Below are 13,408 nucleotides of genomic sequence, written 5' to 3'. Positions count from 1 at the left end.
AGGCATCGACTTACTTCACGGGGGATGGCTTCCGACGTCCCGCGGGAGCGCTCGAGGGCTTCGCGACGATCGCCTCGTCGCCATTCCCGGCGCGCTTACGCGCTCTGGCCGCGGACGCCGGGCCGTCGCCCGTGCGCGTCTTGGGGGCCGCCTTCCGCGGCTTCGCCGGCGGTAGTGCAGCCGCGGTCGCTTCCAGCACACGCCGCAGTGCGTCCGCGTCGTCCCATGTGTCGGGCGGAAGGCGCAGGTGCGGCTTCGCGCCCGGATACGGCGGCCCGAACCCGAGCGTCGCGAAGCAGGCGATCTGCTCGCGACCCGGCATCGTGTCCTTGACGAAGAGCACGTCGTCGCAGACAAGCGCGATCGGCGATCCATCGCGGTAGAGGCAGTGCTCGCCGAACATGCGCTTGGTGCTGTAACGCGACCCGGCGCCGCCGAGTTGGTCGAGCAGGAAATCGATCGTGCCGGCGTCGGTGGCCATGGGTCGCTCAGGTCGGTGTAGGAATGCGGTGGCGCGCGAGCGCCCAGTCGATGCTTTCGCGAACCACGGCGTCGTCGATTCCCGCGCGCGATTCGAGCGCGGCCACGACCTCCGGCGTCGTCGGCGCATTGCCCAATGCGATCGCGATGTTGCGCAGCCAGCGCGCATGCCCGCTGCGCCGGATCGCACTGCCTTCCGTGCGCTGCAGGAACTCGTCTTCGCTCCAGGCGAAGAGCGCCGGCAGCGTCGCGGTGTCGAGCGCATTGCGTGCACGAAAATCGGGCTCGTCGGTGCGCCGCGCGAATTTGTTCCAGGGGCAGACGAGTTGGCAGTCGTCGCACCCGAAGATGCGGTTGCCGATCAGCGGGCGCAGCTCGGCGTCGATCGGGCCTTCGTGCTCGATGGTGAGGTAGGAGATGCAGCGGCGTGCGTCGAGCCGGTGCGGGGCCGTGATCGCGCCGGTCGGGCAGATGTCGATGCAGCGGGTGCAGCTGCCGCAATGCGCGGTTGCCGGCGCATCCACGGGTAGTGGGACGTCGACGTAGATCTCGCCGAGGAAGAACCACGAGCCGCCGTCGCGATCGATCAGGCAGGTGTGCTTGCCGATCCAGCCGAGCCCGGCATTACGCGCGAGTGCGCGCTCCAGCACCGGTGCGGAGTCGACGAAGACGCGGTAGCCGAAGGGGCCGATCGCTTCGCCGATGCGGTCGGCGAGCTTCTGCAGGCGACCGCGCATGAGCTTGTGGTAGTCGCGGCCGAGGGCATAGCGCGCCACGTAGGCGCGCGTGCCGTCGGCGAGCGTTTCCCAGGCCTCGTCGTCGTCGCGCCGGCCGTAGTCGAGCCCCACGCTGATCACGCGCACCGTGCCGGGCAGCAGCTCGCCCGGGCGTGCGCGCATCAGGCCGTGGCGCGACATCCAGTCCATCGAGCCGTACAGGCCCTGCGCGAGCCAGTCCGCGAGGTGCGCTTCGTCCTCCCGCAGGTCGATCCCGCTGATCCCGCAGCGCTGGAACCCGGCCTCGCGCGCGAGCGCCTTCACCCGCGCGGCGAGAGCGGCCGGGTCGACGGACGGGGCGAGGACGGTCGTCTGCATGATGCAAGTATAAAATCCGGCGATGCATGCCGATTCCGCGCTGTTCGATGCCGATTCAGTGCGACGCCTCGAGATCGAGGCCAGGCGCCGCCTCGGCGACGATGACGTGCTGATGGAGCGGGCCGGGCAGGCGGCCTGGCGGGCGCTGCTCGAGGGCTGGCCGGCGGCGCAGCGCATCGCGGTGGTCTGCGGCGCGGGCGGGAATGGCGGCGATGGCTATGTGCTCGCGCGCCATGCGCTCGCGGCGGGGCGCGACGTCGGCGTCTGGGCGATTCGTTCGCCGGCGCATGCTGCGTCGGTGCGCGCGGAGGCCCGCTACCGCGCCGCGGGCGGCCGGATCGACGCCGGCCTGCCGGGCGATGCCGATGTCGTCGTGGATGCCGTCCTCGGCATCGGGCTCGACGGACCGCTGCGCGACGGGGCGCGTGCCGCGATCGAGGCGATCGCGCGCCACCCCGCGCCCGTGCTCGCGCTCGACGTGCCCAGTGGCCTGCGCGAGGCCGGGCCGGTCGATGCCGTGGTGCATGCGGACCGCACGATCGAGTTCCTGCTGCCCAAGCACGGCCTGCGTACCGGGCGCGCACTCGAGGCCTGCGGCAGACTGGTTCTCGATACGCTCGACACGGCTGTCGATCGCGCTGCGCTCGATCCCGTGCCCAGGGCCTTCCGGCTCGTCGAGCGCGACCTCCTGCGCTGGCTGCGGCCGCGACGTGCCGACACGCACAAGGGCGAGTCAGGGCGCGTGCTCTGCGTCGGTGGCGATGCCGGCATCGGGGGCGCGCTGCTGCTCTGCGCCGAGGCGGCCGTCCGCGCGGGCGCCGGACTGGTTCGGGCGCATACCCGTGCCGCGCATGCCACCGCCCTGCTGGTTCGGCTGCCCGAGGCGCTTCATTCCGATCCGGACGCGACGCCGGACTGGCATTGGCCCGACGCGGTCGCGCTCGGGCCGGGCCTCGGCCGGGGCGCGTGGGGCCGTGCACTGCTCGCCGGCACGCTTGCGAGCGGCCGCCCGACGGTCCTCGACGCCGACGCGCTGAACCTTCTCGCCGAGGCGCCGCGCCCGGTTCCGCAGGCGATCCTCACTCCGCATCCCGCGGAAGCCGGCCGGCTGCTCGGCCGCTCCACTGCCGACGTGCAGGGCGACCGCTTCGGTGCGCTCGCGGCGCTGGTCGAGCGGTACGGTGCGCCGGTCGTGCTCAAGGGCGCCGGCACGCTGGTGGGTGCACCAGGCCGGGTGCCTCATGTCGTTTCCGCCGGCAATCCGGGGCTCGCAACCGGCGGGACGGGCGACGTCCTGACCGGTACGATCGCGTCGCTGCTCGCGCAGGGCCTCGCGCCGGCCGATGCCGCCGTCGCAGGGGCGCTGCTCCACGCCGCGGCCGGCGACGCCGCTGCCGTCGAGGGCGAGCGTGGCCTGCGCGCGGCGGACCTCCTTCCCGCGCTGCGGCGCATGGCGAACCCGCGATGAAACTCCATCTTTCCGATGTCGAAGCGACCGAAGCGCTCGGGCATGCCCTCGCCAGAACCCGGCCCGGTGTCGCCGTCGCGCACCTGCGCGGCGACCTCGGGGCCGGGAAGTCCACGCTCGCCCGCGCATTGCTGAGGACGCTCGGGGTGCAGGGCGCGATCCGCAGCCCCACCTACACGCTGGTGGAGCGCTATCCGCTGCCGGACGGCGAAGCCTGGCACCTCGACCTCTACCGCATCGGCGACGTCGGGGAGCTCGAGTACCTCGGCCTCGATCCCGCCGAGGCCACCCTCTGGCTGATCGAGTGGCCGGAGCGGGGCGCCTCGGCACTGCCGCCGCCCGACGTCGAAATCGCCCTTGCGCTCGACGGCGCGGGCCGTAGCGCATGCGTTACCGCCCGGTCAGCATCCGGAGAAGACTGGGTAAAGCGCTTCGCAGCCGCCTTCACGGCGCAAACCGACAGTACCGAATGAGAAAGCGGCCGCAGGTCACGGATTATCAAGGAAAAACTTGCTTGCATTAGTCCCTCGCCGATGGTTGACTAATGCCATGCGCGTGAAGGCCGACACCGTCCAGAAGCTCCTGATGGGCAGCGCCCTCGTCGCGGCGCTGATCTGGAATCTCGCGCAGGCCGCCGAGGTCCGCAGCGTCGGGCTCGCGCAGGGCGCCACCGGCACCCGTGCGGAAATCGAGCTCGACGCGGCCGCCGACTACCAGCTGATCTCCCTCGCCGGCCCCGACCGCCTGGTCATTGACCTCCCGGCCTCGTCCGTGCGTCGCGGTGCTGCGACCCCGGCCCCGTCGGGCATCGTGCGGGCCGTGCGCTACGGTCAACCGTCGCCGGGCGTTGCGCGTGTCGTCTTCGACCTCGCGCAGCCGGTCGCCGCGCTCCAGCCGCGGCTCGAGCCGACGGCGAACGGCCGTCGCCTGGTGATCGAGTGGCCGGGTGACGGCGAAGCCGCGGCCGGTACTGCCGCTGCGGTGCCCACGCTTCCCGTGTCGGCGGCCGCCGGGTCCGTGACCGCCGTCGTGGGCTCCGGTGCGACTGCGGAGGCTCCGGTCGCTACGCGTGCAGCGCCGCCTGCGACCGTGGTCCCGGCACCCGCATCAGCCGGCGCGTCGATGTCCAACCCTGCGACGATCCTTTTGGCGGGCACCGCACCGCCGCCCGTCGCCGTTTCGAGCGGCTCGGGCAACGCGATCCCCCAGCCGTCCGCGCCGTCGCCGGTCCGCGCCGCACCCCCGGCTGCCATTGTCGCGACGCCCTCCGCGCCGACCCGATCCGCTCCCGCGCCGTCGGCCGAACGGGCCGCACCGTTGCCGCCGCCGGTGAAGTCGTTCCGCGACGCATCCGGAAAGCCGCTGCGCCCGCTCGTGATTGCGATCGATGCCGGCCACGGCGGGCAGGACCCCGGCGCGCTCGGCCCCAGCGGCCGTCGCGAGAAGGACATCACCCTCGCCATCGCGCGCGAGCTCGCCCGCCAGCTCAACGCGACGCCCGGTTACCGCGCGGTGCTGACGCGCGATGCGGACTTCTTCCTCCCGCTCAACCAGCGCGCGCGCCTCGCGAAGCAGCACGGCGCCGACATGTTCGTCTCGATCCATGCCGACGCCGCCGAGAACCGGGCTGCGCGTGGCTCGTCGGTATACGTGCTCTCGCTCAAGGGCGCGTCGTCGCAGCGCGCGCGCTGGCTGGCCGACAAGGAGAACGCGGCCGACCTGATCGGCGGGGTGAAGGTCGAGCCGGGCAACACGCTCGCCTCGGTACTGCTGGACCTCACGCAGAGCGGCAACATGCGCGCGTCCGAGGACGCCGCAGGGCAGGTTCTCGCGGGCCTCGCGCGGCTGGGCCCGAATCACAAGCGCACCGTCGAGCGCGCGAACTTCGCGGTGCTGCGCACGTCGGACACGCCGGCCATGCTGGTCGAGACCGCGTTCATCTCGAATCCCGAGGAAGAGCAGCGTCTGGCCGATCCCGCGCAGCAGCGCGCGATTGCCCGCGCCGTGCTGGAGGGCGTGAGCGGCTACTTCACCCGGCAACCGCCGCCGGGCACGCTCGTCGCCGCGCAGGTGGAGGCGCAGGCGCGCCAGTACGCGGCGGCCGGCAGCGGAACCGGCGGCAGCCCGTAAGCGCGCCGCGCGGCCGTATCATCGGCGGCCGTCCGCGATCGCGACCGCCGTGACCAGCATCCGCCAGCTCCCCGATGTGCTCGTCAACCAGATCGCCGCGGGCGAGGTGGTGGAGCGGCCCGCGTCGGTGGTCAAGGAACTCGTCGAGAACGCGCTGGACGCCGGGGCGGGACGCGTCGACATCGACCTCGAGGAAGGCGGCATCCGCCTGATCCGCATTCGCGACGACGGCCTGGGCATGGCGCCGGAGGACGTGCCGCTCGCCGTGCGTCGCCATGCGACCAGCAAGATCGCCAGCCTCGACGATCTCGAGGGCGTCGAGACGCTCGGCTTCCGCGGCGAGGCGCTGCCGTCCATCGCGTCCGTGAGCCGGTTCTCGCTGGTGTCGCGCACGCGCGAGGCCGCGCATGCGACCGCGATCGACGTCGATGGCGGGCGCGTCGGCGAGACGACACCGCGCGCGCATCCACACGGCACCACCGTCGAGGTGCGCGACCTGTTCTACAACGTGCCCGCGCGCCGCAAGTTCCTGCGCGCGGAGCGCACCGAGCTCTCGCACATCGAGGACTGGTTGCGCCAGCTCGCGCTCGCACGGCCGGACGTGGAGCTGCGCGTCTCGCACAATGGCAAGCCCTCGCGGCGCTGGAAGGGCGAGCGCGACCTGCTCGCTGGCGGGCGCCTGCACGAGGCGCTCGGGCCGGACTTCGTGCGCCAGTCACTGCGCGTCGAGGAAGGCCGCGCGGACGATGAAGGGCGCGCCCTCCGGCTGCATGGCTGGATCGCCGAGCCGGCGTACAACCGCGCGAGCACCGACCAGCAGTTTGTTTTCGTCAACGGGCGCGCGGTGCGCGACCGCAGCATCGCGCATGCGGTGCGTCAGGCGTATTCCGACGTGCTGTTCCACGGCCGTCATCCGGCCTACGTGCTCTTCCTGCAGCTCGATCCGCGACGCGTCGACGTCAACGTGCACCCGGCCAAGCACGAGGTGCGCTTCCGCGACGGGCGGCTGATCCACGACTTCGTCTACCGCGCCCTGCAACGCGTGCTCGCCGAGACACGCGCCGGTGCGGTCCCGGTGCCCGCGACCGTCGGCGCAGCCAGCGGTGCCGCCGCGGCACATGCGCCTGCGCCGGCATGGCGCTATGACGGCGCGCCGCAGTCGCCGCTCGCACTGGAAATCGCAGAGACGCGCGCGGCTTACGGGATGCTCTACGGCGAGGGCAGCGCGACGGCGCCGACTGCGCGCCTGCCGGAGTCGTCCGCGCCGTCCATGCCGCCGCTGGGCTATGCGATCGCACAGCTGCACGGCATCTACATCCTCGCCGAGTGCGAGGACGGTCTCATCGTCGTCGACATGCATGCCGCGCACGAGCGCATCGGCTACGAGAAGCTCAAGAACGCGCATGACGGCGCGGGGCTCGCAACGCAGCCGTTGCTGGTGCCGCAGGTCGTCGCGGTGGCCGATCGCGAGGCCGACGTGGCCGAGCGCGAGCAGGACACGCTGCGCGCGCTCGGCTTCGAGGTGGATCGCGCCGGGCCGCAGTCGCTCGTTCTGCGCGGCGTGCCCGCGCTGCTCGCGAATGGCGACACCGAGCGCCTGCTGCGCGACGTGCTCGCCGACCTGCGCGAGCATGGCGCGTCGCGACGCATCGCCGAGGCGCGCGACGAGCTGCTCGCGACCATGGCCTGCCACGGCGCCGTGCGCGCCAACCGGCGCCTCAGCCTGCCCGAGATGAATGCCCTGCTGCGCGAAATGGAAGCCACCGAGCGCTCCGGGCAGTGCAACCACGGCCGCCCCACCTGGGCGCGCTTCGACCTGGCGGAGATCGATCGATGGTTCCTGCGCGGACGCTGATGCTGCTCGTATCGTCGCTGGTCCTCGTCGCGGCCTGCTCGCGTGAGCCCGCGCGCCCGGCGCCCGAGCGCGAGGATCCCGCGGTACGCGCGGCGTTCGAGCAGGGCGAGCGCGGCTGGCGCGAGGCGCGCGCCGCGGACCTCGTCGCGCCCGACGGCTGGACGACGCTCGTCGGCCTGCACTGGCTCGATCCCGGCCCGCATTACGCCGGCCGCGCGCGCGACAACGGCATCCGCCTCGCGGTCGGCCCCGACCAGTTCGGCATGTTCGACGTGCGCGGTGACGACGTGATGTTCCGCCCGCATCCCGGCAGCGCGCTGCGCATCGATGACGGCCCGGCCCGCGCCGGGCGGCTGCGCACCGACGAAGCGCCGGAAGGCCCGAGCCGCATCACGTTCGACGGCGGCAAGGGCGTCGTGAACGTCATCCGCCGCGGCGAGCGGTTCGCCCTGCGCGTGCGTCATGCCGATGCACCGACCCGCACCGGGTTCGGCGGGCTGACGTACTGGCGCGGCGGGCCGGACTGGGTCGTCGAGGGCCGCTGGCGACCGCATCCGCCCGGCCGCACGATCGAGATCGGCGACATCGTCGGCACGCTGTCGGCCAAGCCCAATCCCGGCCGCGTCGAGTTCGTGCGCGACGGCCGCACGTTCGCGCTCGAAGCGCTGGAGGGCGAGGCCGGCGGCCTGTTCCTCGTCTTCGCCGATCGCACCAGCGGGCACGGCAGCTACAGCGCCGGACGTTTCCTCGATGCACCGCCGCCGGCGGGCGGTCGCGTCCGCCTCGATTTCAACAGGGCCTACAATCCGCCCTGCGCGTTTACGTCGTTCGCGACGTGTCCGCTCCCGCCGGCCGCGAACCGCCTGGACCTCGCGATCGAGGCCGGCGAGAAGGCCTACACCGTAGCCCACTGAGATCTGTATGCGCCGCATCGTCCTCGCGCTCGCCGGCCTGCTCGCCGCGATTCCCATGGCGGGTTCCGCCCCGGTGAAGGCGGCGGGCAATGCCGCGCCCACGCCGCTGCTGTGGAAGGTCTCGGATCGCGACAACCACGTCTACCTGCTCGGCTCGTTCCACCTGCTGCGCAAGACGGACTATCCCCTGTCGCCCGACGTCGACGCGGCGCTCGCCGACGCCGAATCGGTGGCGTTCGAGATCACGCCGCGCGAGCTCAACGATCCGCAGCTCGGCGCACGCATGCTCGAGCGGGCGAGCGGACCGAAGGGCACGCTCGCCGAGGTCGCATCGCCCGCGCTGCGCAGGGCCTTCGACGCACGCCTGCAGCGGCTCGGCCTGCCGGCCGGCTCGCTCGACCGCTTCGAGCCCTGGTTCGCGAGCGTGACCGCGGTGAGCGTGCTGGGCATGCAGATGGGCTTCTCGCCCGAGGATGGCCTCGACCGCCACCTGATGGCGCGCGCCGAGACGCTCCGCAAGCCCGTCACCGGGCTCGAGACGATCGACGCGCAGCTCGACGCGATGGAGTCGACGCCCGTCGCGGAGCAGCTCGCCTCGCTCGAGGATTTCGTCGACGAGAAGGAGGACGCACGCGCGCAGCTCGAGCAGCTGCACGGCGCGTGGCGCCGTGGCGACGTCGCAATGCTCGAGCGCCTCGCGCAGCGCGAGATGCGCGACCGTACGCCGGTGAGCTACCAGCGCCTCAACGTCGCGCGCAATCGCGCCTGGCTGCCGAAGCTCGAATCGATGCTCGCCAAGGGACGTGGCCACGACGCGCTGGTCGTGGTCGGTGCGCTGCACCTGCTCGGCGACGATGGCGTGGTCGAACTGCTGCGCGCGCGCGGCTACCGGGTGGAGCGCATCTGCCGGGCGTGCGCGCCGGCGGCGCCGGGTAAGCGAACGCGCTGACGCCGGTGACCGGGCGCGGGTCGCCCGCGGGCGTCGCGACAGGGAAACGACGGCCGAGTACGCGCACCGCCTCAGGCAGCGACGAGCACGATGCAGTCCACCGGGCAGGCCGGCACGCACAGCTCGCAGCCGGTGCACAGCGGATCGACGACCGTGTGCATGTGCTTGCTGCCGCCGATGATGGCGTCCACCGGGCACGCCTGGATGCATTTGGTGCAGCCGATGCAGTCGGCCTCGACGATCAGCGCCACCTGCGGCGGCTTCTGCGCCCCGCGCCTACGGTCGTAGGGGCGCGCGGGGGCGCCGAGCAGGCGCGCCAGGCGCCGCGCGCCGTCATCCCCGCCTGGCGGGCAATGGTCGACATCGGCCTCGCCGCGGGCCATCGCCTCGGCATAGGGCCGGCAGCCGGCGAAGCCGCACTGGCCGCATTGCGTCTGGGGCAGGAGGCGGTCGAGGCGTTCGACGAGGTCGATCGGGTCCGACCGCATCGCGCCGGTGCCCTCCGCGGGCACCCGTTGCGAGGCCGTGTCGGTCGCAGTCGCGGGATCTCCCCGGAACGGCCGGATCATCGTCGTCTCGGCGCCGGCTGGGTGCTCAGCGGACCGGCATGCCCGGCGCGGCGCCGTCGTCGGCATCGAGCAGGAACAGGCCGCCGCCATCGAAGCCGGCCGACAGGATCATTCCCTCGCTGACGCCGAAGCGCATCTTGCGCGGCGCGAGGTTCGCGATGAAGACGACGCTGCGCCCGACGAGCGACTCGGGTTCGCCGTATGAGGCGCGGATGCCCGAAAAGATCTGGCGCTGGCCGAGGTCGCCGGCATCGAGCAGGAAGCGCAGCAGCTTGTCCGAGCCCTCGACGAAGCCGCACTCGAGCACGCGGCCGACGCGCAGATCGAGCCTGGCGAAATCGTCGATCGAGATCGTCGAGCCCGCGGCCGCCTCGGGCTTCGCTGCAGGTGTCGCGGGGCCGGCCGGCGGCGTCGCGGGTGTCGGCTTCGTCGCCACGGCGGTGGGCTGCAGGGTCTCCTTGCTGGCGTCGGTCATGGCGTCGATCTGCTTGGGGTCGATTCGGGTGAAGAGCGGGGTGTAGGGGGCGATCCCGCGGCCGAGCAACGGCTGCGCCAGGTCATCCCAGTGCGCGACGGGCGCCTGCAGGAACGCCTCGGCCTGCGCGGCGACGCGCGGCAGCACCGGCCGCAGCGCGGCAGCGAGCACGCGGAACAGGTTGAGCCCCTGCGTGCACACCGCCTGCAGCTCGGCGTCGGCGCCGTCCTGCTTGGCGAGCACCCAGGGCTTGGTCTCGTCGATGTAGCGGTTCGCCTCGTCGGCCAGGGCCATCGCCAGGCGCAGGGCGCCCGCGGCCTCGTTGCGCGCGTACGCGTCCCGGATCGGACCGAGCTGGTCGACGAACCGCGCGTACATCGCGGCGTCCGGCAACGTGTCGGCCAGGCGACCCGAAAAGCGCTTCTCGATGAAGCCCGCGCAGCGGCTTGCGAGGTTCACGAACTTGCCGACGATGTCGGCATTCACCCGCTGTACGAAGTCGGCGAGGTTCAGGTCGACGTCGTCGACGCCGCCCGACGTCTTCGTGGCGAAGTAGTAGCGCAGCGCTTCCGGCTCGAGCCCGCTGTCGAGGTAGGTGCGCGCCATGACGAACGTGCCGCGCGACTTCGACATCTTGTCGCCGTTCACCATCAGGTAGCCGTTGACGTGCAGGCGCGTCGGCGCGCGCAAGCCGGCGCCGTGCAGCACCGCCGGCCAGAACAGGCCATGGAAGTTGACGATGTCCTTGCCGATGAAGTGGTGCATCTCCGTCGCATCGGCGTCGCGCAGGAAGCGGTCGAAGTCGATGCCGCGCTCAGCGCATAGCGCCTTGAAGCTGGAGAGGTAGCCGATCGGCGCGTCGAGCCAGACGTAGAGGTACTTGCCCGGCTGGCCCGGGATCTCGAAGCCGAAGTAGGGCGCGTCGCGGGAGATGTCCCAGGCGCGCAGGCCGCCCTCGGCGTCGAGCCATTCCTGCAGCTTCGCCTTGACGCCGCCGATCGCGACGTCGCCTGCGAGCCAGTCGCGAAGGAACGCCTCGAAGCGGCCGACCTCGAAGAAGAAGTGCTCGGACTCGCGCACCACGGGCGCGGCGCCGCTCAGCACGGAGCGCGCGTCCTTCAGTTCGGTGGGCGCATAGGTGGCGCCGCAGTTCTCGCAGTTGTCGCCGTACTGGTCGGCCGTGCCGCAGTTGGGGCAGGTGCCCTTGACGTAGCGGTCGGGCAGGAACATGCCCTTCTCGGGATCGAACAGCTGCGCGACGGCACGGCGGCCGATGTGGCCGGCGGCGTCCAGCGCGGTGTAGATCGCGGTGGTGAGCTCGCGGTTGGTTTCGGAATTCGTCGAGTCGTAGTGGTCGAAGGCCACGCCGAAGTCCGCAAAGTCGCGCTCGTGGCTGCGCTGGATGCCCTGGATGTAGGCCTCCGGCGTCATCCCGGCCTTTTCCGCGGCGAGCATGATCGGCGTGCCGTGCGTGTCGTCGGCGCAGACGAAGTGCACGGTGCGGCCGGCCATGCGCTGCGCGCGCGTCCAGATATCGCCCTGGATGTAGCCGACGAGATGCCCGAGATGCAGCGGGCCGTTGGCATAGGGCAGGGCGCAGGTGACGAGGATGTCGCGTGGCATGGCAGGCGGATCGACGAGGGTCGGCAAGTATCGCATGCGGTCCGGCGCGCCCCGGGCGCACAAAAGGAAACGGCCCGGTCGCCCGGGCCGTCTCGGTCAGCGATGCGCGCGGATCAGTTCGCGCGCTGCCACTTGGCCGTCTTGCAGAACATGAACTTGCAGCCCGTGATCTCGAGCGTGTTGCCGACGAGCTTGACGCTCTTGACCTTGAAGCTGTCGCCGGTGGACGGCTTGAAGCCCTCGCCGCCGCCCCAGCCGCCATCCATGGGCTTGAGGTTCCACAGCACGTTCATGCCGATGGTGGACGCGTTCTTCTGCTTCCCGCTGCACTTGGTGCACTTGGCCGCGGCCGGGTTCACGGCCTCGACGATCTTCGCGGCATAGGTGCCGTTCTTCGCCTGGTAGACCTCGGTGATCGTCATCACCTTGCCGGTCTCGTCGTCGATGGTCTTCCAGCGGCCGGCGGGCGAGTTCTGCGCCGGCGCCGCGAGCGGCAGGGCGAGCATCAGCAGTGCGGTGATCTTCATGCGCATTTGGGTTCCCCTAAGAACGATTGGCCCCGTCGCCCCTTGCGCGGGTGACGATCTTTATACCGGATTCGCCCCCGTAGGGAGCGACGGGCCGGGGCCGTATTCAGCCACGAAAAGCAGATGTGACGGCGGCCGTGGCAACGCCGCTGGCGGCCCCGGGCGCCGCGCCCGACAATGCAGCCCCGTCGCACCGGAACCGCCATGTCCAGCCCGAACGTCGTCCCCAACTGGCTCGCCGCCGTCGTGGTTCCCGGTACGTCGATCGCCCTCGGCGCGACGGGGGCGCGGCTGCGCGCCGTCGAGTCCGGCGGGGGCTGGGCGGTCGAGGTGATCGCGGGCTTCCCCGTCGGCGGCGACCTCGGCCCGGGCCTGGAGGCCGCGATCCGCGAAGCCGGTCGCGGCGCCGGCGTCGAAATCCGCGCACTCGACCTGCGCTCGCGCATCGCGGTGCATGCCCCTCAGCCGGGCACGACGCCGCTGACGAACGTGCGCAATCTCATCGCGGTCGGCTCGGGCAAGGGCGGCGTGGGCAAGTCGACGGTCGCGGTCGGGCTGGCGCTGGCGCTCGCGCGCGACGGCGCGCGCGTCGGCGTGCTGGACGCCGACATCTACGGGCCGAGCGTGCCGATGATGCTCGGCCTGACCGGTCGGCCGGACAGTCCGGACGGCAAGTCGATCGAGCCCATGCATGCGCACGGCATCGAGGCGATGTCGATCGGCCTGCTGGTGGAGGCGGATACGCCGATGATCTGGCGGGGGCCGATGGCCACCTCGGCGCTCACGCAATTACTTGGCGAGACGCGCTGGGGCGATCTCGACTACCTGATCGTCGACCTGCCGCCGGGCACCGGTGACATCCAGCTGACCCTCGCCCAGAAGATCCCGGTGGCGGGCGCGGTCGTGGTGACCACTCCGCAGGACGTCGCGACGCTCGATGCCCGCAAGGCGGTCCGCATGTTCGAGAAGGTGCAGGTCCCGATCGTGGGGCTGGTCGAGAACATGGCGATGCACACCTGCGAGAACTGCGGGCATGTCGAGCACGTGTTCGGTCAGGGGGGCGCTGCGCGGCTCGAAACGGACTACGGCCTGCCGGTGCTCGGGAGCCTGCCGCTCGAGCGCCGGGTTCGCGAAGCCGGGGACGCCGGTGCCCCGGCCGTCGTGTCGGCGCCGGAAACGGCCACCGCTCGTGCGCTGATTTCGACCGCTCGTCATCTCGTGATCGAACTCGCGAAGCGGCCGAGTGTGGCGAAACCGCTTCACGTCACGCTTTCAGGCGACTGACGGGCTCGTGTGGGTGGTGCAACGCAGCATCGGACGTTTC

At 71.8% G+C, this 13,408-nt stretch carries 12 protein-coding genes; 7 read left to right on the top strand and 5 right to left on the bottom strand.

Features of this window, described 5'->3' with window-relative positions; all coding sequences use genetic code 11:
* Positions 1–10: 10 nt before the first annotated feature.
* Both ACYVJJ_RS12435 and queG read right to left on the bottom strand, forming a co-directional pair.
* Positions 11–481 carry a TfoX/Sxy family protein gene (locus ACYVJJ_RS12435; RefSeq protein ID WP_460833999.1) on the bottom strand — a complete coding sequence of 157 codons (471 nt, stop codon included), beginning with the start codon at positions 479–481 and terminating at the stop codon, positions 11–13.
* A 7-nt stretch (positions 482–488) separates the two neighbouring features.
* A complete protein-coding gene (gene queG, locus ACYVJJ_RS12430; protein WP_460833997.1) occupies positions 489–1,574 on the bottom strand; it encodes a tRNA epoxyqueuosine(34) reductase QueG in 1,086 nt (361 codons plus the stop codon).
* 22 nt (positions 1,575–1,596) lie between these two features.
* On the opposite strand from queG, the gene ACYVJJ_RS12425 reads away from it, so the two are divergent.
* The 6 genes from ACYVJJ_RS12425 (at position 1,597) to ACYVJJ_RS12400 (ending at position 8,890) form a co-directional block, all read left to right on the top strand.
* Positions 1,597–3,042, top strand: coding sequence for an NAD(P)H-hydrate dehydratase (locus tag ACYVJJ_RS12425; RefSeq protein WP_460833996.1), 1,446 nt, complete (start codon positions 1,597–1,599; stop codon positions 3,040–3,042).
* Positions 3,039–3,515, top strand: coding sequence for a tRNA (adenosine(37)-N6)-threonylcarbamoyltransferase complex ATPase subunit type 1 TsaE (gene tsaE / locus ACYVJJ_RS12420; RefSeq protein WP_460833994.1), 477 nt, complete (start codon positions 3,039–3,041; stop codon positions 3,513–3,515). The genes ACYVJJ_RS12425 and tsaE overlap by 4 nt, the downstream gene beginning before the upstream one ends.
* Before the next feature lie 76 nt (positions 3,516–3,591).
* The gene (locus ACYVJJ_RS12415; protein WP_460833992.1) at positions 3,592–5,172 is read left to right on the top strand and encodes an N-acetylmuramoyl-L-alanine amidase; all 1,581 of its coding nucleotides are present in this window, start codon (positions 3,592–3,594) and stop codon (positions 5,170–5,172) included.
* Positions 5,173–5,221: 49 nt separating this feature from the next.
* Complete coding sequence (gene mutL, locus ACYVJJ_RS12410) at positions 5,222–7,027, top strand: DNA mismatch repair endonuclease MutL (protein WP_460833991.1); 1,806 nt, start codon at positions 5,222–5,224, stop codon at positions 7,025–7,027.
* Positions 7,006–7,941, top strand: a complete 936-nt coding sequence (locus ACYVJJ_RS12405) for a DUF1684 domain-containing protein (protein WP_460833989.1) — start codon at positions 7,006–7,008, stop codon at positions 7,939–7,941. Before mutL ends, ACYVJJ_RS12405 begins: the two co-directional genes overlap by 22 nt.
* A 7-nt stretch (positions 7,942–7,948) precedes the next feature.
* A complete protein-coding gene (locus ACYVJJ_RS12400) occupies positions 7,949–8,890 on the top strand; it encodes a TraB/GumN family protein (RefSeq protein ID WP_460833987.1) in 942 nt (313 codons plus the stop codon).
* Between the two features lie 71 nt (positions 8,891–8,961).
* On the opposite strand, the gene rnfB is transcribed toward ACYVJJ_RS12400, so the two are convergent.
* From rnfB to ACYVJJ_RS12385, 3 genes are all read right to left on the bottom strand, one after another.
* Entirely contained in the window at positions 8,962–9,378 is a 417-nt protein-coding gene (rnfB, locus tag ACYVJJ_RS12395) for an Rnf electron transport complex subunit RnfB (RefSeq protein WP_460834680.1), read from the bottom strand.
* Between the two features lie 106 nt (positions 9,379–9,484).
* Entirely contained in the window at positions 9,485–11,557 is a 2,073-nt protein-coding gene (metG, locus tag ACYVJJ_RS12390) for a methionine--tRNA ligase (RefSeq protein WP_460833985.1), read from the bottom strand.
* A gap of 113 nt (positions 11,558–11,670) precedes the next feature.
* On the bottom strand, positions 11,671–12,090 hold the full coding sequence (locus ACYVJJ_RS12385) for a DUF2147 domain-containing protein (protein WP_460833984.1): 420 nt from the start codon (positions 12,088–12,090) through the stop codon (positions 11,671–11,673).
* A gap of 198 nt (positions 12,091–12,288) precedes the next feature.
* Between ACYVJJ_RS12385 and apbC the strand changes: the two genes are divergently transcribed.
* Positions 12,289–13,368 (top strand): iron-sulfur cluster carrier protein ApbC, encoded by a 1,080-nt coding sequence (gene apbC / locus ACYVJJ_RS12380; protein ID WP_460833982.1) that lies wholly within the window; start codon positions 12,289–12,291, stop codon positions 13,366–13,368.
* The last annotated feature ends 40 nt before the right edge of the window (positions 13,369–13,408 follow it).

It is taken from the genome of Lysobacter humi (ex Lee et al. 2017) (genome assembly GCF_054781815.1).
This window is presented reverse-complemented; position numbering and strand designations above follow the sequence as displayed.

Bases quoted from the DNA above. Each gene is read 5' to 3' on its own strand.
- ACYVJJ_RS12435 (WP_460833999.1), bottom strand. From the start codon at position 481: ATGGCCACCGACGCCGGCACGATCGATTTCCTGCTCGACCAACTCGGC.
- queG (WP_460833997.1), bottom strand. From the start codon at position 1,574: ATGCAGACGACCGTCCTCGCCCCGTCCGTCGACCCGGCCGCTCTCGCC.
- ACYVJJ_RS12425 (WP_460833996.1), top strand. From the start codon at position 1,597: ATGCATGCCGATTCCGCGCTGTTCGATGCCGATTCAGTGCGACGCCTC.
- tsaE (WP_460833994.1), top strand. From the start codon at position 3,039: ATGAAACTCCATCTTTCCGATGTCGAAGCGACCGAAGCGCTCGGGCAT.
- ACYVJJ_RS12415 (WP_460833992.1), top strand. From the start codon at position 3,592: ATGCGCGTGAAGGCCGACACCGTCCAGAAGCTCCTGATGGGCAGCGCC.
- ACYVJJ_RS12405 (WP_460833989.1), top strand. From the start codon at position 7,006: ATGGTTCCTGCGCGGACGCTGATGCTGCTCGTATCGTCGCTGGTCCTC.
- ACYVJJ_RS12400 (WP_460833987.1), top strand. From the start codon at position 7,949: ATGCGCCGCATCGTCCTCGCGCTCGCCGGCCTGCTCGCCGCGATTCCC.
- rnfB (WP_460834680.1), bottom strand. From the start codon at position 9,378: ATGCGGTCGGACCCGATCGACCTCGTCGAACGCCTCGACCGCCTCCTG.
- metG (WP_460833985.1), bottom strand. From the start codon at position 11,557: ATGCCACGCGACATCCTCGTCACCTGCGCCCTGCCCTATGCCAACGGC.
- ACYVJJ_RS12385 (WP_460833984.1), bottom strand. From the start codon at position 12,090: ATGCGCATGAAGATCACCGCACTGCTGATGCTCGCCCTGCCGCTCGCG.
- apbC (WP_460833982.1), top strand. From the start codon at position 12,289: ATGTCCAGCCCGAACGTCGTCCCCAACTGGCTCGCCGCCGTCGTGGTT.